General features: G+C 49.0%; 17 protein-coding genes. 4 read left to right on the top strand and 13 right to left on the bottom strand.

The window, feature by feature from the left end; translation table 11 throughout:
• Positions 1 to 13: 13 nt before the first annotated feature.
• Positions 14 to 544 carry a hypothetical protein gene (locus IPK30_05895; GenBank protein ID MBK8102814.1) on the bottom strand — a complete coding sequence of 177 codons (531 nt, stop codon included), beginning with the start codon at positions 542 to 544 and terminating at the stop codon, positions 14 to 16.
• A gap of 356 nt (positions 545 to 900) precedes the next feature.
• Between IPK30_05895 and IPK30_05890 the strand changes: the two genes are divergently transcribed.
• Together IPK30_05890 and IPK30_05885 are read left to right on the top strand one after the other, a co-directional pair.
• Positions 901 to 1,146 (top strand): Arc family DNA-binding protein, encoded by a 246-nt coding sequence (locus IPK30_05890; GenBank protein ID MBK8102813.1) that lies wholly within the window; start codon positions 901 to 903, stop codon positions 1,144 to 1,146.
• On the top strand, positions 1,143 to 1,550 hold the full coding sequence (locus IPK30_05885; protein MBK8102812.1) for a type II toxin-antitoxin system VapC family toxin: 408 nt from the start codon (positions 1,143 to 1,145) through the stop codon (positions 1,548 to 1,550). Before IPK30_05890 ends, IPK30_05885 begins: the two co-directional genes overlap by 4 nt.
• On the opposite strand, the gene IPK30_05880 is transcribed toward IPK30_05885, so the two are convergent.
• The 4 genes from IPK30_05880 to IPK30_05865 are packed head-to-tail and all read right to left on the bottom strand — an operon-like array spanning position 1,551 to position 4,835.
• Complete coding sequence (locus tag IPK30_05880; protein MBK8102811.1) at positions 1,551 to 2,732, bottom strand: lipid-transfer protein; 1,182 nt, start codon at positions 2,730 to 2,732, stop codon at positions 1,551 to 1,553.
• Between the two features lie 10 nt (positions 2,733 to 2,742).
• Positions 2,743 to 3,174, bottom strand: coding sequence for an OB-fold domain-containing protein (locus IPK30_05875; GenBank protein ID MBK8102810.1), 432 nt, complete (start codon positions 3,172 to 3,174; stop codon positions 2,743 to 2,745).
• A gap of 6 nt (positions 3,175 to 3,180) precedes the next feature.
• Positions 3,181 to 3,948: a ketoacid CoA transferase gene (locus IPK30_05870; protein ID MBK8102809.1), complete on the bottom strand. Its 768-nt coding sequence runs from the start codon at positions 3,946 to 3,948 to the stop codon at positions 3,181 to 3,183.
• Positions 3,949 to 3,962: 14 nt separating this feature from the next.
• A complete protein-coding gene (locus IPK30_05865) occupies positions 3,963 to 4,835 on the bottom strand; it encodes a CoA transferase subunit A (GenBank protein MBK8102808.1) in 873 nt (290 codons plus the stop codon).
• 494 nt (positions 4,836 to 5,329) lie between these two features.
• Between IPK30_05865 and IPK30_05860 the strand changes: the two genes are divergently transcribed.
• Complete coding sequence (locus IPK30_05860) at positions 5,330 to 7,012, top strand: restriction endonuclease (GenBank protein MBK8102807.1); 1,683 nt, start codon at positions 5,330 to 5,332, stop codon at positions 7,010 to 7,012.
• Between the two features lie 229 nt (positions 7,013 to 7,241).
• A complete protein-coding gene (locus tag IPK30_05855; GenBank protein MBK8102806.1) occupies positions 7,242 to 9,311 on the top strand; it encodes a hypothetical protein in 2,070 nt (689 codons plus the stop codon).
• Positions 9,312 to 9,334: 23 nt separating this feature from the next.
• Here the strand turns inward: IPK30_05855 and IPK30_05850 are convergent, their stop codons facing one another.
• The 8 genes from IPK30_05850 to IPK30_05815 form a co-directional block, all read right to left on the bottom strand.
• The gene (locus IPK30_05850; GenBank protein MBK8102805.1) at positions 9,335 to 9,562 is read right to left on the bottom strand and encodes a hypothetical protein; all 228 of its coding nucleotides are present in this window, start codon (positions 9,560 to 9,562) and stop codon (positions 9,335 to 9,337) included.
• Positions 9,563 to 9,640: 78 nt separating this feature from the next.
• On the bottom strand, positions 9,641 to 10,339 hold the full coding sequence (locus tag IPK30_05845) for a ComF family protein (protein ID MBK8102804.1): 699 nt from the start codon (positions 10,337 to 10,339) through the stop codon (positions 9,641 to 9,643).
• Between the two features lie 34 nt (positions 10,340 to 10,373).
• Entirely contained in the window at positions 10,374 to 13,034 is a 2,661-nt protein-coding gene (locus tag IPK30_05840) for an MCE family protein (protein ID MBK8102803.1), read from the bottom strand.
• A gap of 39 nt (positions 13,035 to 13,073) precedes the next feature.
• Positions 13,074 to 13,955, bottom strand: coding sequence for a DUF3313 family protein (locus IPK30_05835; protein ID MBK8102802.1), 882 nt, complete (start codon positions 13,953 to 13,955; stop codon positions 13,074 to 13,076).
• Positions 13,956 to 13,998: 43 nt separating this feature from the next.
• Entirely contained in the window at positions 13,999 to 14,631 is a 633-nt protein-coding gene (locus IPK30_05830) for a paraquat-inducible protein A (protein MBK8102801.1), read from the bottom strand.
• Between the two features lie 2 nt (positions 14,632 to 14,633).
• Positions 14,634 to 15,662 (bottom strand): hypothetical protein, encoded by a 1,029-nt coding sequence (locus IPK30_05825; GenBank protein ID MBK8102800.1) that lies wholly within the window; start codon positions 15,660 to 15,662, stop codon positions 14,634 to 14,636.
• A gap of 2 nt (positions 15,663 to 15,664) precedes the next feature.
• Positions 15,665 to 16,225, bottom strand: a complete 561-nt coding sequence (locus IPK30_05820; GenBank protein ID MBK8102799.1) for a paraquat-inducible protein A — start codon at positions 16,223 to 16,225, stop codon at positions 15,665 to 15,667.
• An 87-nt stretch (positions 16,226 to 16,312) separates the two neighbouring features.
• Positions 16,313 to 17,971 carry a hypothetical protein gene (locus IPK30_05815; GenBank protein ID MBK8102798.1) on the bottom strand — a complete coding sequence of 553 codons (1,659 nt, stop codon included), beginning with the start codon at positions 17,969 to 17,971 and terminating at the stop codon, positions 16,313 to 16,315.
• Positions 17,972 to 18,119: the final 148 nt, after the last annotated feature.

The following is an 18,119-nucleotide window of genomic DNA, read 5'->3' as shown; positions in this document are numbered from 1 at the left end:
ACAATATCAACAATTACTTCGCTGAGAGACTGCGCCAAACATAATCAACAGTCGGCTGATAGACAGCCTGACTTTGTTTTTCGTATGACACTGTAAGTTTAAGGAGTCGATTACTCAAAGGACAAACCCAAGTATCTGAAATCACAACACGCCCACCATAGTCAGCCTCAAAGGTTGAGCGCGCACAATAAAGCTTTCCGTTGTAATCCAGTTTTACTCCGATGACCTTGTATGAGTTGATTCCAGATACCTTTAGCATTGCATCAGCCGTTTCTTTTGCTGCAGGTAGCAGTGTTTCTTGAATAAACTGCGGCGGTTGTTTGGCAAAATCTTGAAACTCCTGTTGGCTGGGGCTTGAACCAGCTCGAACACTTAGACGAAGAGTTGCCTTTGACTTGCCTGTAGTATCGTACGCATTTGCTGCAACGAGGATCCTGTTGTCTCCCTGATTTATAGGAATGCCAACGATTCTACCTACTGCTTCTGAAGACGTATTGAGATGTGCAGCAACATTTTTATCTAGGTAAATCCAACTTCGTGGCAAAGCAAGCTGTACGACATCCTCAAACTGAATCGTAGGAACGCGCTATTAGCTGCTTGGCTTGGCATAGCGAGGACTACCAACGCGCTGAACAATATATAAAGTGGTCTCATGTCGCTCCCTATGATTTCTAGTATCTGAATTAAACCATGTCACGAAGCAGCGTCAACTTGAACACTGTAACAAGTTTTTCCACTGCTGCTGTAGGCAGCAAGAATTTTTAACCACAGAGGCAAACAGCATTGATTTACCTCAAATTACAAATACTGGATACATACCACCTAAATTATCCAATTTGCTTTGCACAGGCATACGAAATACCATAACGGTTCCATTATGGTTGTAACTAGAGGTCTACCATGAGCACAACCATCACCCTAAAAAATATCCCTGATGCTGTTTATGACGGTCTGAAGCAAGCGGCGAATGCTCATCACCGCAGCATTAACAGTGAAGCTATTGCCTGCTTGGAGCGTGTGTTGCTTCCCAGTAAAAATGAACACGAGGAACGTTTGGCACGCGCACGGCAGATAAGAACTTCTTTGAACTCCAAGCAATTCAAAGCCATAGATATTGCTAAAACCATCGAACAGGGACGTCCATGATTGTTGTTGACACCAACATATTGGCTTATTTGTACCTGCCAACAGCATTTAGCGAACAAGCTGAACGCCTGCTCTTGCAACAACCTCGATGGATAGCGCCTGTACTCTGGCGCAGCGAGTTTCGCAATGTTCTCGCGCTGTATCTGAGAAAAGGAATACTGTCGCTGGAGCAAGCCTACGGCATACAAACCGAAGCCGAAACACTGCTGGCAGGTGGTGAATACGATGTGCCATCTCTTGATGTGCTGCGGCTTATCGAAACCAGCAAATGCTCAGCCTACGACTGCGAATTTGTAGCATTGGCTAAAAAAAACAACGCCGTACTTGTTACAGAAGATAAAAAAATACGGAAACAATTTCCCGAAATCACGCTATCTCTAGCAGAAGCTATAACACAGCAATAACTATTTTTTCAAAATCACTGACGAGCCGTGACCAAATAAACCTTGGTTGGCAGTGATGCCCACTTTCGCATTCGGCACTTGGCGCTCACCTGCTTGACCGCGCAACTGCCAAGTCAACTCACACACTTGCGCCAAGGCTTGCGCGGGAACCGCTTCACCGAAACACGCCAAGCCGCCAGATGGATTCACCGGCAAACGGCCGCCGAGTTTGGTGACGCCGTCGCGCACCAATTTTGCTGCATCGCCGCGCGCGCACAATTGCAAATCTTCGTACCAATCCAATTCCAACGCGGTGGACAAGTCATACACTTCAGCCACGGAAATATCTTCTGGGCCGATGCCCGCTTCGGCGTAAGCTTTTTTCGGCAGCGCCGCGCGGAAGGAATGCGCTTCCATCGCCACCGCAGAGTCGGTGGCGAGATCCGGCATTTCAATCACCGCAGAAGCAAAGGTGGGCGTGACGGTAGAAATCGCGGCCACTTTTACTGCATCGCCGCGCCCGATTTTTTTCGCGTAAGCCGCCGAGCAGACGATCAATGCGGCTGCACCGTCCGAAGTGGCGCACACATCCATCAAGCGCAGTGGGTCGGCCACCATTGCGGAGGCGGCGACATCTTCTGCGGTAAATTTTTTCTTGTAGCGCGCATATGGGTTGGTGAAACCGTGTTCAGCGTTTTTTACTTTGACGCTGGCGAAATCCGCCAAGGTGTCGCCGTAAATTTCCATGCGGCGGCGCGCGTACAGCGCAAAATAACTTGGGTTGGTGATGCCTAAACGAAAGCGCACCCAATCTGGATCTTCTGGTCGTTCACCCGGTGCCGGTTTCAAAAAACCTTTCGGTGTGGTGTCAGAACCGATTACCAAGGCCACATCACACTGACCCGATAAAATTTTTGTGCGCGCCGCAGCGAGTGCTTGTGAGCCAGAAGCGCAAGCTGCGTAAGAGGTATTCACTTCTGCACCCTGCCAACCGAGTGCTTGTGCGAAGGTTGCGCCCGCGACATAACCGGGGTAACCGCAGCGCATGGTGGCGGCGCCGGAAACAAATTGCACATCGCGCCAATTTATACCTGCATCTTTTAATGCCGCACGCGCTGCAACAACGCCGTATTCAACAAAGTTCTTTCCCCATTTTCCCCACGGGTGCATGCCAACGCCGAGGATTGCAATTTCATTACTCATCATCAATTCCTCAAGCTACCGGTTTCCACTTCCAGGTCAATTTGGTGGACTGTTCATCTTCAAACAGTTTTTCCAACACCAACTCCACGCTCATGCCTGCTTTTAGCTGTGACACTTCCACACCCGCTACGGCTTGACCGAGCACGATCATTTTTTCTTTTTCCAATTCCACCGCGATAATGGTGTACGGCACATACGGGTCGGGCGACACATACGGCTCTGGCGGTTGATAACAGGCGTTGGTGAATGACCAAATTTTGCCGGTGCGCGACAGCTGCACTTCATCAAAACTTTCACTGTCGCAATCCGGATTTTTGCAAAATACGGTTTGCTTGGGGAAATAGTAAGTGCTGCAGCTTTTGCACTGCGTGCCAATCAAATGCGGTTTTTCTGTATCCAGCGTAAACCAGCCTTCGAGTACGGGAGCTGTCGGTTTAGTCATGGTGAATTAACCCAGCGCTGTTGCGCGAATATTGTGCGGATCCAATTTTTCCAGCAGAGCCAGCTGTTCCGCTGTGGGTTCAGCGGTGGTTGGAATATTGGCCGGAATATGCAGCGGAAAACTGGTGTTTTCCGCCACTTGCTCCACAGTCACGCCCGGATGCAACGAACGAATCGCCATCTGATGATCGGGGCCGCTGAAATCCATGATGCACAAATTGGTGATGATCCAGCGAATGTCCACCAACTCTTCCAAGCTCCAACCTTTCGGCAAACGCGCTTTGTTGTAGCCGATAGAACCGACCATATCGCACTCGCCTTCCACAAAAGTTTTTTTGTTGTGGTTGGGCACGAAAAAAGAATTCGCGTGGCTGATGGAATTGCCGGGGAATCCGCGCACACCGAGCATTTGCACTTTCGGTTTTTTGTAATCGGAACCGACCATAGAAATATTCGCCTGACCGTAGCGATCCACTTGCGTAGGGCCAACCATTGCGTGGCGCTTTCCGCTCCACACATTGTCAAAAATGCGCGAGAAACCCATCCACGATTCAAACTTTGGTTTGTAATCACCGCGCGGACCTACCGGAACAGGTTCAGACACCATCCATGCTTCGGAATCGGTCATCATCATGTCGGGGTTGCAAGTTTTCATCGCCAGTGAAGCCGCCAAACGCGGCACCACGCCGATACCGGTTGCCAACACTTCGCCATTGCCTTTCCACGCTTGTGATGCCGCGCAAATAATCAGGTCAACTAAATTGTAATTGCTCATTCGGTTTCTCCTGATTAAAACACGGGCAGCGGCAGTTTCTTGATTGCATCAAGTCCACCCACTTTTTCTAAATACTCACTTTCGCTGCAGGCGATGTACTGATCGAAGTACGCTTGCCAACCACCTTCTTCTTTCACCGAAGCGTTGTAGGCTTTGAAATGTTTGGTATCAAAACCGTACAGCGGTGCACAAGAAGTGGGATGCGCGCCGCCGGCGATGTGTACTACGCCAGTGGTTTCGCTGCGTTCCCAAAATACATAGCGCGCTTCGTCGCCTTGATGGAAAAACTCTGTTTCGACTAACTCATCGCAAGTGGCAAACGTTTTATCCGCTGCGCGCACAAACAAATCGTCCATGTAGTGATCGGGGCCTTTGATTTGACACACACCGCGCGCATCGGCGCGATCCACATGCACCAGTGCCACATCCAATTTAATAGCGGGCATCGCCACCCATTCTTTGTCGTCGTAAGGCGAGGCAATCATTTTGATGTCGGTGTGTTTCAACACATCGGTGCCGATGCCGATGCGCGTAGGAATAAACGGAATGTTGTAACCCGCCGCTTTCAAACCGAGCAGGAACATGCCTTCATCCACTTCCATGGTTTCAATCGCGCCGTTCTGACGCGCTTGGCGGAAGTAGGGTTCCAGCGGAATAAAGTCCAGCGACACGAAGGCGAAGATCACTTTTTTCACCTTGCCCGCCGCGCACAACATGCCGACATCCGCGCCGCCGTAGGCCACCACGGTGAGGTCTTTCAGATTGGAGCGGAGGATTTCGCGCACCAGCGCCATCGGTTTGCGGCGAGGACCCCAGCCGCCTATGCCGATGGTCATACCATCGCGCAGCTGGCTGACTACATCAGCCGCCGTCATGACTTTATTCATGTTCGCTACCTTTTGATCAGATGACAGGGGAGGGAGGCGGAAACGCCTTCCGAGAATGCGCCTGGATACTACTGTTCCACAGGGGGAAAGTCAACGAAAACACGCCTGCCTCTGAGCATAAAATCCTTATTAAACAATTAGTTACATGCGCAGCAGCAGCGATGCTGTGGGTACTGACAGGCGTTAGAGTGCGGGTAAGCGTAACGCGGTAATGCATGGTGCAGCATTCACCACCGGCTCACCCTGCACGGCGACGATCCACGGGTTCCACTGCGGGTAGGCAACAAAGAGGCTGTCTGGCATAGTTAATCCCTCTCAAGGTTTTTACCACAGAAGCTTCTGGAATGAATTCATGCAAGGAGCGCGATGCCGCTTGTCCGCATCAATGGAAGGGCTGCACATTTACAACAAACTTGCCGCCGAGCATTTTCGCTATCACGCCTATACGCAGTTAAATTTGCTTTAGCAGAATGTCGAAATTTATGGAGATATAAGTGGAAACAAGAGTTGAAAATATTTATGTGAAATTTAGTGCAAGGGGAATACCTTCTTATAGCATTGAGCTTTGGCATGACGGCTTAAAAAAGCATAGGCTTATTCGTGGAGATTCAGAATCAATTGTGAAAATTAAGGCCGCTTTGCAGGCGAAGGAATGGGATGGAAAGTGGGAAATCCAAGATGCTAAATCAAAAGAACAATTGAACAAGATAGAGGCCAAGAGAGTTCAAGATGAGAAAACAAATGAAGCAAAAAGAGAGCTAGAAAGACTTGATAATCTTCTAGAAGAAACGCTTATAGTTAATGACACTATCAACTGGGATAGCCTCAAGGATAAATCAGACTTTCCAGATAAAAAACCAATTAGTCCGATACGTCAAAACTATCCATTTGAACCACAGAAAAACAATAAGCGGTATGTTCCTGCGCTTAGCCTTCTTGACAAGATAATCCCATCCAGAAAAACAAAGAAAATTGAGGAGAAGAAATATGAATATGAGAAAGATATCCAATCATGGAAAAAACAAATAGAGCAAATAAATAAAAAGTATGAGCTAGAGATTTCATTGTATGAAAATCAATTGTCTCAATGGTCAAGCAAAAAAGAAGAATATATCAAAAAACAAAATGAGCAGCATGCTGCTATAGAGTCAAAGAAAAAATCCTATGAAGAGAAAAATGCAGAATCAGTAGTAGAGTACTGCGATATGGTTCTATCATTTTCCAAGTACCCAAGCTATTTCCCACAAGAGTTCGACATTGATTTTTCTGCGGGGACATTAATTATTGACTATAAACTTCCCTCTCCAGATGATCTTCCAAGACTAAAGTCTGTCAAGTATGTTGCAAGTCATGAAGAGTTTGAGGAGCAGTTTATAACTGACGCCCAAGCTTCAAAAATATACGACGATGTATTGTATCAAGTCGCACTGAGAACCATTCATGAGATACTTGAGGCCGATGCTGTGCTAGCAATAGAGACCGTTGTATTTAATGGCATAGTAACCGCAATAGACAAAGCAACAGGAAAGCCAGTAACTTCATGTGTGCTTTCTCTTCGTGCAAATAGAGAAGAGTTTCTGCAAATTAATTTGGAGCAAGTCGATCCAAAGGCATGCTTTAAAGCGCTGAAAGGGGTTGGCAGCTCAAAACTTCATGGGTTAGCCCCTGTTCCACCAATTATGCAGCTCCGCCGAGATGATGGGCGGTTTGTAACTGCATATGAAGTTGCAAACACGATTGACGAAAGTATAAATATTGCAGCAATTGGCTGGGAAGATTTTGAACATTTAATTAGAGAAATATTTGAAAAAGAGTTTTCATCAAGCGGCGGAGAAGTCAAGGTAACACAGGCAAGCCGAGATGGAGGCGTTGATGCTGTTGCCTTTGATCCTGACCCAATTAGAGGCGGAAAAATAGTAATTCAAGCAAAGCGCTACACAAATACAGTTGGCGTTGGGGCAGTGAGAGATTTATATGGAACAGTTTTAAATGAAGGCGCTACCAAAGGAGTTCTCGTTACCACTTCTGATTATGGTCCAGATTCATATGCCTTCGCTAATGGAAAACCTTTGGTTTTACTTAACGGTGCAAACCTGTTGCACATGTTAGAAAAGCATGGGCATAAAGCAAAAATTGATCTCCAAGAAGCAAAGAAACTATCTGCAGGTAAGGCATGAAAAACATAACAAGACAATCGCGTTACTTCAGCGCAGCACAATGACTTTGCTGTGAATATTTATACGCATAAAACCACTCACCAGCAGGCGACTACCTACTTGCATGAACCGATAGAATAAGTGGAGAAGAATAGGGCGGCGACAACACGGATCTCGCGCTGACTAAAGCGCTGTTCGGCAACGATACTCTCAAAAATTTTATTGGCTGGTAACGCAAGGAAACCTCTTCATGTACGCCAAGCAAAGCTATGTTTTTCGCGCGCTGCTTTTACTTTTGTTGGCTACAGTGTTTCCTGCCCACGCGGAACCTGTGCTCAATATCAACGCGCATGACAGCCACTACCAACTCGCCAATTTTTTGCAATTTCGTGTGGATGAGAGCGCGCAGCAATCATTGCCAGATATTGTGAGTGCGCCTAACGCTTGGGAAACCAGTGAAAACGGCACGATCAATCTTAGTTTCACACGCGCTGCGCTGTGGGCAAAACTGACGCTGCACAACAGTACCAATGACGCACAAGACTTACTGTTGGTGATTGCACAGCCACTGCTGCTCGATATTCAGATGTATGAGCAGAACCATGCGGGCGCGTGGGAAAAACGCGCGTCCGGCATTAACAACATCAATGCCGACAACAGCTTGCGCCACCGTCTGCCCAATTTCTCGTTGCAACTGCAGGCGCAGGAAACCAAAACAGTGATCTACCGCATCACGGCCTCGAATTTGGTTTTTCCTTTGTCGGTTTGGAAAAAAGAGGCGTTCCGCAACAACGATCATATCGATCAGTACATCAAGGGTTTTTACTACGGCATGTTAGCCGTGGTTGGTATCTACAACTTCTTGATGTTTTTTATCGTGCGCGAAAAATCGCATTTGTATTATGTGTTCTATCTGGCCAGCTTTATTAGCGCCATGGCCTGCATTGAAGGCGTCATTATGGAAAACCATGGCGAGTGGGTCACGCGCCATGCGCTGTTGCTTTTGTACGCCCTCAACCATTTGATGCTATTTTTTCTCTGTTTTTATGCGGCTATTTTTCTTGATATCCCCAAGTTTTATCCGCGCATTTTCAAGTGGATGAAAATAGCGGCTTTTACTGCGCTGCTTACTATTCCTATTCCCTTTGTGTTGGGTGTACACGGCTTCGATATTTTTCACACCGTGCTGGCCAGTGTGGTCTGCACGCTGGTGTTGGGTGTCGGCACTTATTTATTGTTCAAGGGTAATGTGCTGGCGCGCTATTTTATGGTGTCGTGGGTGATGCTGTTGGTGGGCGCATTGACCTACATGATGACGATACTGGGCTTTCTGCCGCACAATTTTTTAACAGGCAACGCCATTCAAATTGGCTCGGTGTTTGAGGCTATTCTGCAATCTTTAGGCTTGGCGGCAAAAATTGCACAGATGAAAAAAGACAGTTTGGCAGCGCAGGCGCACGCGCTGGAATTGCAAAAACAATCCAATATCCAATTGGAAGATAAAGTGCGTGAGCGCACGCACGCGCTGGAGGGTTTGACCGCCAAGCTCGCCAAATACTTATCACCGCAAGTCTACAGCTCAATATTCAGTGGCCAGAACGATGTGCGCGTAGAAACGCGGCGCAAAAAGCTGACGGTGTTTTTTTCTGACATCAAAGGCTTTACCGAGATGACGGATAATTTGGAATCAGAAGTGCTCAGCGGCTTGCTCAACAACTATCTAGATGAAATGGCGCAGATTGCGCTGCGCCACGGCGGCACGATAGACAAATTCATCGGCGATGCAGTAATGGTGTTTTTTGGTGATCCGGAAACGCGCGGCGAGAAAGAAGATGCGATTGCCTGTGTACACATGGCTTTGGAAATGCGCGACCGCATGGTGGCGCTGCGCGCCAAATGGAAAAATGAAGGCATCTACAAACCGCTGCATATCCGCTGCGGTATTAACACTGGCTACTGCACGGTGGGCAACTTCGGTTGCGAGAGTCGCATGGATTACACCATCGTCGGCGGGCAGGTAAATTTAGCCAGCCGTTTGGAATCCAACGCCGAACCGGATCAAATTTTAATCTCGCACGAAACCTTTGCGCTGATTAAAGATGTGATGGCTTGCGATGAAAAAGGTGAGATTACAGTGAAAGGGATTGCGCGCCCGATTCAGACATATCAAGTGATTGATCTGCAGGAAAATGTCGATCACAGCAAGCGTATTATTTCAGCGCAGCACGAGGGTTTTGCGGTGAATATTGATATGCACAAAACCAGCCGCAAGCAGGCTGCGGCTTATTTGCGAGAATTGATGGAGCAGGTGGAGCAGTAGGCCGCAGCGCGCTGCGGCGTATTTCAGGTGAGGCCAGCCAGCAACAAGCCTGCGCCCAACAGAGCCAGAGCGATTACTTCCCAGGCCTTGCCCAAGTTAAACAGGGCGTAGGTGTAAGACAGCGGCGGCAGAAACACGCTCATAAAGCCCCAAGCGTAGTCGGCTTTGAACGACAGGATGATCAGATAAGCCCAGCTGATTACTAGCGTAGCGGTGCCAAACATAACCAGTACGGAAGAAACGGAATCCATAAAACACTCTCAATAAACAGGGATGCAGGAAGCGGGCGCATTATAGGTGTTAGGTCGGCTGGGCGGAACCAAGGCGCTTTACGGTGTTCGCGCCAGCGCCCATACATGTACCTCAGCCACGCCAGCCGCCTGCAGCACACGGGTAATTTCGGTGGCGGTGCTGCCGGTGGTCAACACATCATCCACCAGAGCCACGCGGCGGTAGGGCAGAGGTTTACGCAGCACGAAGGCACCGCGCAGATTGCTGTGGCGCTGCACACGACTTAGCCCTTGCTGGCTGGTGGTATTGCGCTGGCGCTGCAAGGCTGTGGATAAGGGCAGGCACAACTGGCGCGCCAACACACACGCGATTTCCCGCCCCTGATCAAAACCGCGCTGTTGCAGCCGTCGCCAATGCAGAGGCACCGGCAGTACGCAATCCGGCAATGCCATGGTTTCTGTTTGATAGTGCAGGCGCACTTGCTGCGCAAAACTACGCGCCAGCCAGTACCCGTTCGCCAACTGGCCGCCGTGTTTGTAACGATTTAGCAAGTCGGCAACCGGCTCTTCGTAGCGAAACGCACAAAACGCACGCGCAAAACTGGGCGGCATTTGCAGGCAAGTGGCACATGCGCGCGCCGCAACCGGCAGCGGCATGGCGCAGCGCGTGCAAGCCATTACATTCCACGGCAAACTTTTTTCACAAACAGTGCACAACGGTTTGCGACCGCGTATGGCGCTGCGGCACAACACGCACAGCGAAGGAATCAGCGCATCAAAAAATTGAATAATCGACATGGAAATCCTTTTCCAGTGAGTATGGATTTATTGTTCAGGGTTCATCGTGCAAGGTAAAACTGTCACCTTCTTTTGCCGCTGCTGCTATTTTTTCTGGTGTAGAAAAAGCAACGCCGCCCGCCAACACCGCTTCCGCACCTTCAGTGCGAATTTTTATGCCAGAAAACAAACCCACATCCACAGCAATGCCGCTGGCATTCCAGAAGTGGCTGTTCACTTGCACCAGTTTTGCGTACTGCGGAAAAATATTGAGATAGATGTAAACCGTGTCACCATCTGGTGATACATCGCTGCCCAGCACGGTGCCCACGGGGACTTGGCGAAACAAAACCGGATCGCCGCTTTTCAAAGAACCCAAAGCTTTGGCTACTACGCGCAAGTTCAAACCGTCAGGCAGAGCTGTGGTGACAGGCTTGCGTGAGCTGACAGAAAATTCGCGCGCCGCACTGCCTTTGCCGGGAAACAACTCCAGATAGCTGCCCAACAGCGCATCCAAATTTTGTGTACGTGCCAAGCCAACGGCAGGTTCGACTTTCCAAAATTGCGTGCCGGTATTCAGCAGTGGCAGTGCGTCGGTTTTTAATGCGGCATCCGCATCGACACCTTTCATATCACGGCGCAATTGCAAGCGTGTGATTTCCCCCAGCGCGATCCCGCGATAGCGAATTTCACTGCCAGCTGTCAGCCCCTTTGCTTCTTGCAAATGCAAACGCACAAACGCGCCGGCATTAGCAGCGGCTTCTTTGCTACTGTACAAACGCAAACAATCATCCGTTGCTACTTTCTGTGCAACATGCTGTTCACCATCAAAATTATCAAATGCCACACCGCCGGCCAGCATTTGTGCAACAGAACCCACTCGCACTGTTGCGCCACGAGTACCCACTTTCATATCCAAAGCGCCGGCACGCCAAAAACGCACACCGGCCTGCAAAATTTTTGCATGTTCTGTGGCAATATAAACGCGAATTTGCACGCGCTTGCCATCAATACTGTGCCGTACATCTTGCACAGAGCCCACAGTTAAACCGCGATGCAGCACCGGCGCACCAACGCTAATGCCCGCCGCATCATCTGTTTCTAAATTGAGATGCACGCCAGGCAAGGCGCTGGGAGAAACAACCGTCGCCTGCTGCTCGTTATCAAACAATTTAAAGCTGCTGCCATCGTGTATGTCTTTGTTGGCGTTTTCATTAGGTGTGTCAAAGGCAATGCCGCCCGCCAACATCGACACCATGGACGAAGTTTGTATCTGAATGCCTTTTTGTAAACTAGCATTAGCGTGAATACCACTCACATTCCAAAACCGACTACTGCTGTTAACGAGGTGACGATATTCTGGTCTTACCAAAACATGAACCGCTACTTGTTCGTGTTCCAACTCACTGTTTTGAACTATGCCCACCACAAATTCGCGGTAATACACCGGCGCACCATTACTGACTGAACCTGCCGTTGGTGCAGTTAAACGCAAGTGCAAACCTGGCTCACTGTAATCCATGGCATCAGGACCAGATGCTGTAAGAAACTCATGATCTTGCGCAGGATTTCCCGTCGTGTCTGGCGTAAACGCGAGATACGCGCCACCAGATGTCAACGCATCCAAACCCGTAATGCCTGTAACAGAGAACTGGGGGCGCACCATCCAAAAACGCGTTTTATCCGTGATAAAAGATTCAAAGCGCGGATCGATACCAAAGCGACCGATCACAGCATCATCTTTGTTTCTGTACCACACATCGCGCAATTTTCCGACGGGAATACCTTTGTACATTACCCTGGTTACATTTTTTGCCAAACCTTCTGCGGAAGAAAAACGCACATTAACGAAGGTACTGGTTTCTGCCGCTTCGTAATCTTGATACAACAAAAAACTATCGCCATTGTTTGCCGGTGGTGTGCTGTCATTATCTTTTGGCAAACTCATACTTATGCCACCAGCCAACAAGCTAATCATGGAATCGGTTTTAATTTGGATTCCACTCAAATTCATATTGACTTGCACACCACTGGCATTCCAAAAACGCGTGTTTTTATGCACCATTTTTGCGAATTCCGGCAGGATATACGCGCTCACTTCTACGCCGCTGCCATCTGCTGCCATTGCAGCGGCTTGCACATAACCCACCTTGATTTGGCGCATCAATATTGGCGCACCTGCGCCGAGCGAACCCAAGCGGTCTGTGCGCAACTGTATGCGCAATCCAGGCGCATTGTCTGGCAACAGCGGCGCCATATTAGACGCCACAAAATGCGTGCTTGTTTCACTGCTGAGTTCCGTGGATGGCAACTGCACGCCAATATAGTTGCCAGAAAAAATCGTGTTAATGCCCGAAATGCCGCCCAGTGACACCTGAGGTTGTACCAACCAAAACTGCGCCTCTTTCGGCACACCACCAAGCTTGTGCTCCACAGCCTTATCAACTTCGACATCAACCAACACACCGCTCATGTCGTCTTTAACGCGCAATTTGCGCACCATACCCACTGTAATACCCTTGTGCTTCACCGGCGTTTGATTGGCGACGATGCCGTCGCCATTTTCAAATTCCACCGTGATAGTGGGCCCCATGTCCAATAGGCTGCGCCACACCAACCAAATACCCACCAGCAAAGCAATCAACGGCAGCAGCCAAATGTAAGCAACCTGACGCTTTTTTCTCACGGAAGGCATCGAAAGTGTATTGTCGTCCACGCACTATCTCTCTACAAAAATGGCATTTGATTTTTTGTTTTACTTAACATGCTCACGAATAAAAGTATCGGCGTCTTGCACCCAGCTGTTCAACACCGGCTTCATATGATCGACCAACACCTTGTCTTTGCCGGCCGCACTGCCTGTGCCGGCGCGTATAGATTTCACTAAAATTTTGTTGGTCTGGCTGTCGCGCAGACGCGCTTCCAAGTACACCACCAAACTCTGTTCTGGCTGGCTGGCAGCAGGCGACATGTCTGCAAAGATCATCGCCACAGGAATATTTTTAGCATCGTTGCGCGAATTTTTTTCTGCCGATGTTTTGACGCCAGTAATTGCTGCATCTAAACGCAACACACCAGGCCCTGGCTTGTCGACAATTTTCAAAGTGCTGCCAATCTGATTGGTAGCGCGGGTTTTAATATAGGTGAGTGCTTCCAACATGCGGCCCTTAGACACTTTTGCCAACAACGGTGGGCGCGGATACAAGCCGATAGGATCAATCATAATGGCGGTGTATTTGCCTTTTTTCAGATCTGGACTCACCCACAACAAACTGGTGCCGCCACTCGCGGTTTTGTTTTCTTTCATATCAGTGTAATCCACCAACCAACCAGAGAACTGGCTGTTAAATGCTTTTTTCTCCATATCTTTTTTACTGGGGGATTTTTTTTCCGCTGCTTGATGATGTGATGGCTTTTTCTCTTCTGGTTTTTTATCTTCTGGTTTTTTATCTTCTGGTTTTTTATCTTCTGGTTTTTTATCTTCTGGATTTTTGTTGTTAGCTACGGTTTGCTTGGATGTGGTTTTGTTTTCGACTTTATTCTCTCCTAGGCTGTCGAACCAACGATTTAAAGAGGTACACCCACTCACCAAAGTTAACAGTGAAACACCCAACAACAAACGACGAACAACTTTCATGCATCACACCTTTATAGAAATAACAAAAATAAAACAGAAAAAATCAATCTGTAGATACAGCAGTATCCCAAATCAAACGCGGATCAAAACTCATCGATGACAGCATGGTTAAGATGACTGCCGCACCAAAAGCCGTCGCTCCCATGCCCGGCAGCACAGCGGCGGTTTGACCCAATTGCACCAAACCCACCATGACCGCAACGACAAAAATATCCAGCATCGACCAGCGACCGAGAAATTCCACCACGCGGTATACCGTGACACGCCGCCGCATACTCATCGGCCAGCGAAACTGCACTGACAACAGCAACACAATGATACTGATCGCCTTGCCCAACGGCACCACAAAACTGGCAATAAAAACAACAGCCGCAATTGCATACATACCATGGTGAAACAACAACGCCACCCCGCCGATAATGGTAGACGGATCGCCGCGATTGAATAACAAGATATTCATAATTGGCAGCATATTGGCGGGGATAAGAAAAAGAAGGGCTAACAACAAAAAAAACCAGCTCAAACCGATGCTGTACGGTTTGCGCATAAACACGCGCTCGCCACAGCGCGCGCAGCGCACCGAACTCTTTGGCAAACAAGGCTGTAAATGATGGCAACTTTTACACAGCGCCAAACCGCGACTGGCTGCCGTTACTGGTGAACTGGCTTCCAACATGGTTAACGCGGCTTTGGTGGTGGTTCGTCATCCGGCAGGGTAAACACCGCTTTGCCCGTGGGGCGTTCCGGCGGTGTTTCTGTTGGCTCTAATGACAGCGATAAACTGGACGCGCTGAGAATCGCATCAATCGCCGCAGTGTCCGCCACTTTGCCTGCAGCTGGTTTTTTCTCATCCTCGTCAAAAGAGCCGCGCAACCACGCAGGCACATCGCTGTCACTATTGCCGTCTGCGTTTTCAATGGGGGCTAAAGCTAAATCCGATTCAAATTCCAACACAAAGGCTTTGGCTTTTTCCAAATAATTATTGCTGGGCGCATCGGTTTTGATTTCATCTTTTGGTAAGAAGGCGGAGAAAAATCCGCGAATTTCTGCCAGCTGATCTTCTAACAACATCGGTACCAAACTGGAATACATATCCAATAAAGTGATGGCATTTTTGGAGGAATCCGAATCGGTAGCGTACTGCAAACGACTGGCAATCGCCTTGTTAAGAATATGCAAGTCTTCGTAAATTTTTATTAGGCCATCAAACGCAAACTGACCTTTTTTACCGTTGTGCGTTAAAAAATATTGTGCCACTAAATACATGCCAGCGACACGAAACACGGTTTCTTCTTCTGAAGATAAGGGCAAATGAAAGCGCGCCATCGGGCGCATGTAGGCCGTCTTAGGGCATCCACAGGTGGGAGAAATCAAACCCAACATAGAACTCAACACGCGCTGCAAGGCAGTGGTTTGTACGACAGTGCGCTCCTCTGTCACCACTTCCAGCTTCACTTCATCAATCGAACGCGTAGCGTGAAAGCGTTCAATCACATCATGCAGCTGCAAAGCGAGCGGGCAATGTTTATGTTCTTCCACTTTCAGCGGGCAATGTGAGCACTGCTTGAATGCCAACTCCGTCCACGACGGCGGATTGGCAATCGGCTTGCTGATCAACTCAAACGATTCGCCATCGAGATCAAAATCAAACACTTCCGTGGTTTTGTCATTGAGGCCGATGCGGTAGGTAATACGGATGGGTTCCATGGCTACATTTCCTGTGCGCGATTCTTTTCATACGCCTGCCAGAGCTCATGCTGGTCGATCAGCGTCTCCATGAGCAATGTACACAGCATCAGGCAGACAAAACAATACAGCCCAACATCGGGTAGCAACTGCGCCATATCTTTTAGTTTGACTATCGACACCAACACCGCCAGCAAGAACACTTCCGGCATGGCCCACTCTCGTACATGATGATTCAGTCGCAATAATCTGGGCAGCCACGCGGGCGAACCTCCCAGCTGCAAAACCGTACTAACGGTAAATACCAACCAGAGATTCAAAAATGGCGCCGCCAGTGCGCACACGGCAACCAAAGCAGCCACCTCCCAGTAGCCGCTATTGCCTAACGCCAACACCGCTTCCGTCAGCGAGACATCATGCAGCAAGCCGGTGGACGACAGACTCAACAGCGGCATACCCATCGCTGGCACCAATAAAATCAAGCCAATAGTGGACAGAATAACCGCATGCAGCACGCTGTCGGGGCGACCTTCCTGCAAGCCGTGACCGCAGCGCGGACAGATGGATTCACTGCCCTCGGGCACAGCGACCTCCTCCAAGAGCAAATCGCATTCGGAACAAGCGGTGAACTGTTTGTCTGCTGGCGATGGTGCAGTTCTCAACTTAAAACCTTAATCACGCACAGGCGACGGCAGAAACAGCTCCACCACCAAACCTCCACGCTCTGATAAACGAGCCTTCAGTGTACCGCCATGCGCCTCAACAATGCGGCGCGAAAAATAATAGCCCAGCCCACTGCCCGCCTTGCCTTGCGCAGAAGTGGCGCGAAAGTAGGGCTTGCCCAAGCTGTCCAGCTCTGCCGCACTTAAACCTGTGCCGCAGTCTGTCACTGCCATAGACAAACCGGCAGTACGCTGTGTAGCCGTCACACTCACCGCGCTGTCAGGCGGCGAATAGCGCAAGGCATTGTTAATTAAGTTAATCAATGCCGCTTGTATTAACCTGGCATCCAGCAAAAATGTGGCATCCAATGGTGTCGTGGTAAAACGTAAACGCTGCTGCGCTTCTTGGTCGAGTTGCTGCACACTTTGTGCAAATAAGTTATCAATGGCACACCGTTGTCGCGCCGGTGAAATAGCGTTGTGATCCAAGGCTTCTGTCATCAAAAAATTACTGACAAAGCCGGATAATGTTGACGCGTTGTGGCGAATTTGTTGCAAGCGCTGCTGTTCTTGTGACGACAGATCGCCTGCTTTGATTTGTATCATTTGTGCCGCGCGATCAATCGCTGCCAGCGGATTGCCAAACTCGTGAGATAACATCGCTACAAAGCGGCGCTGCTCTTCAGCACGCTGCGCAGCAAGCACTACCTCCTGTTCAGCCGCTTGTTTGTCTACTTGCATCTGTCGCAGGCGCAAGGCAAGGCCGTAACTCATCACGAGCACATGCACCAGCGTGGCGACTTGGTAAAACTCTGCCGTAACAGCATTCCACGCCAGCCAGCCTTGATTCAAACTGGCGTTCACTGCTGTTGCTAATGCAGGAATAGCAAACGCAACAAAATACACCAACAGCTCAGCGCGCTTGTCGCGCCGCCAATATCTCCATAACAACACCATGCTGATGAAAAATATAAAAATGTTAAGCGCATTTTCTAATTTCACGAAGTACAGCAACCACTCGCCCACTAGAAATGGCATGAGTGCGAAAGGCAAAAATGACAGACTAAAACCGATATTCCATAAATAAAAAATATGCAGGCGAGGCAGTGTGTTTTTTAGCTCCAACAATTTGTCCCACATCAGTGCAATACAGGCTGCACCACCCAACCAGCCAATACGAGGCAAAGCATCGGTTGCCCATGCGCTATCCTCTCCTAATAAAACTGGCAAATAGCCATTGGTCCCCAAATGAAATAATAACTGCGCCGAGATATAGCCAGCATAAGCCAACAACACCGAATCTGCGGCACGCAAACCGAAGATAAGATACAACACCACCACGATTAATAAAATCCCGAAATAACCGCCGCGATAAAAATTGTCGCGCGTTTCATGCGTAGTAAACGCATTAACCTGCCATAGGTTTGCATGCACATTGAGCGCATTCGTGGTGCTAACGCGCAAATAAATCTGCGTGCCAACAAACACATCCATTGGGATAGAAAACAACCGCGTACCTAGCGGGCGACCCTCATACGAACGGTGATAACCCAACGCATAGTATTGAAAACCGCGCACATCATCGCCCAGCCACACATCGACATTCTCCAACTCGGCAGAACCTATAACCAGAACCCAACGCTTTGGCGCATCAGGTGCAGGGTTCAAAACAGCGCGAAACCAATGCGCATTGGTGTTGTAGCCTAAGCTGCGCGTACTGTGCAGTGGTAAAAAATGTGTTTTGATAAAATCAGGTTGCGCTATGGCCGAGAAAGAAAGTTCGCTTTTTTAATCGACAAAATGCTCGAAATGGCCG

It is taken from the genome of Cellvibrionales bacterium (assembly GCA_016713115.1).
GTDB lineage: Bacteria > Pseudomonadota > Gammaproteobacteria > Pseudomonadales > UBA7239 > UBA7239.
The sequence above is the reverse complement of the archived record's forward strand: the minus strand, read 5'-3'. Positions and strand labels throughout refer to the sequence as shown.

Bases quoted from the DNA above. Each gene is read 5' to 3' on its own strand.
- IPK30_05890 (MBK8102813.1), top strand. From the start codon at position 901: ATGAGCACAACCATCACCCTAAAAAATATCCCTGATGCTGTTTATGAC.
- IPK30_05885 (MBK8102812.1), top strand. From the start codon at position 1,143: ATGATTGTTGTTGACACCAACATATTGGCTTATTTGTACCTGCCAACA.
- IPK30_05880 (MBK8102811.1), bottom strand. From the start codon at position 2,732: ATGAGTAATGAAATTGCAATCCTCGGCGTTGGCATGCACCCGTGGGGA.
- IPK30_05875 (MBK8102810.1), bottom strand. From the start codon at position 3,174: ATGACTAAACCGACAGCTCCCGTACTCGAAGGCTGGTTTACGCTGGAT.
- IPK30_05870 (MBK8102809.1), bottom strand. From the start codon at position 3,948: ATGAGCAATTACAATTTAGTTGACCTGATTATTTGCGCGGCATCACAA.
- IPK30_05865 (MBK8102808.1), bottom strand. From the start codon at position 4,835: ATGAATAAAGTCATGACGGCGGCTGATGTAGTCAGCCAGCTGCGCGAT.
- IPK30_05855 (MBK8102806.1), top strand. From the start codon at position 7,242: ATGTACGCCAAGCAAAGCTATGTTTTTCGCGCGCTGCTTTTACTTTTG.
- IPK30_05850 (MBK8102805.1), bottom strand. From the start codon at position 9,562: ATGGATTCCGTTTCTTCCGTACTGGTTATGTTTGGCACCGCTACGCTA.
- IPK30_05845 (MBK8102804.1), bottom strand. From the start codon at position 10,339: ATGTCGATTATTCAATTTTTTGATGCGCTGATTCCTTCGCTGTGCGTG.
- IPK30_05835 (MBK8102802.1), bottom strand. From the start codon at position 13,955: ATGAAAGTTGTTCGTCGTTTGTTGTTGGGTGTTTCACTGTTAACTTTG.
- IPK30_05830 (MBK8102801.1), bottom strand. From the start codon at position 14,631: ATGTTGGAAGCCAGTTCACCAGTAACGGCAGCCAGTCGCGGTTTGGCG.
- IPK30_05825 (MBK8102800.1), bottom strand. From the start codon at position 15,662: ATGGAACCCATCCGTATTACCTACCGCATCGGCCTCAATGACAAAACC.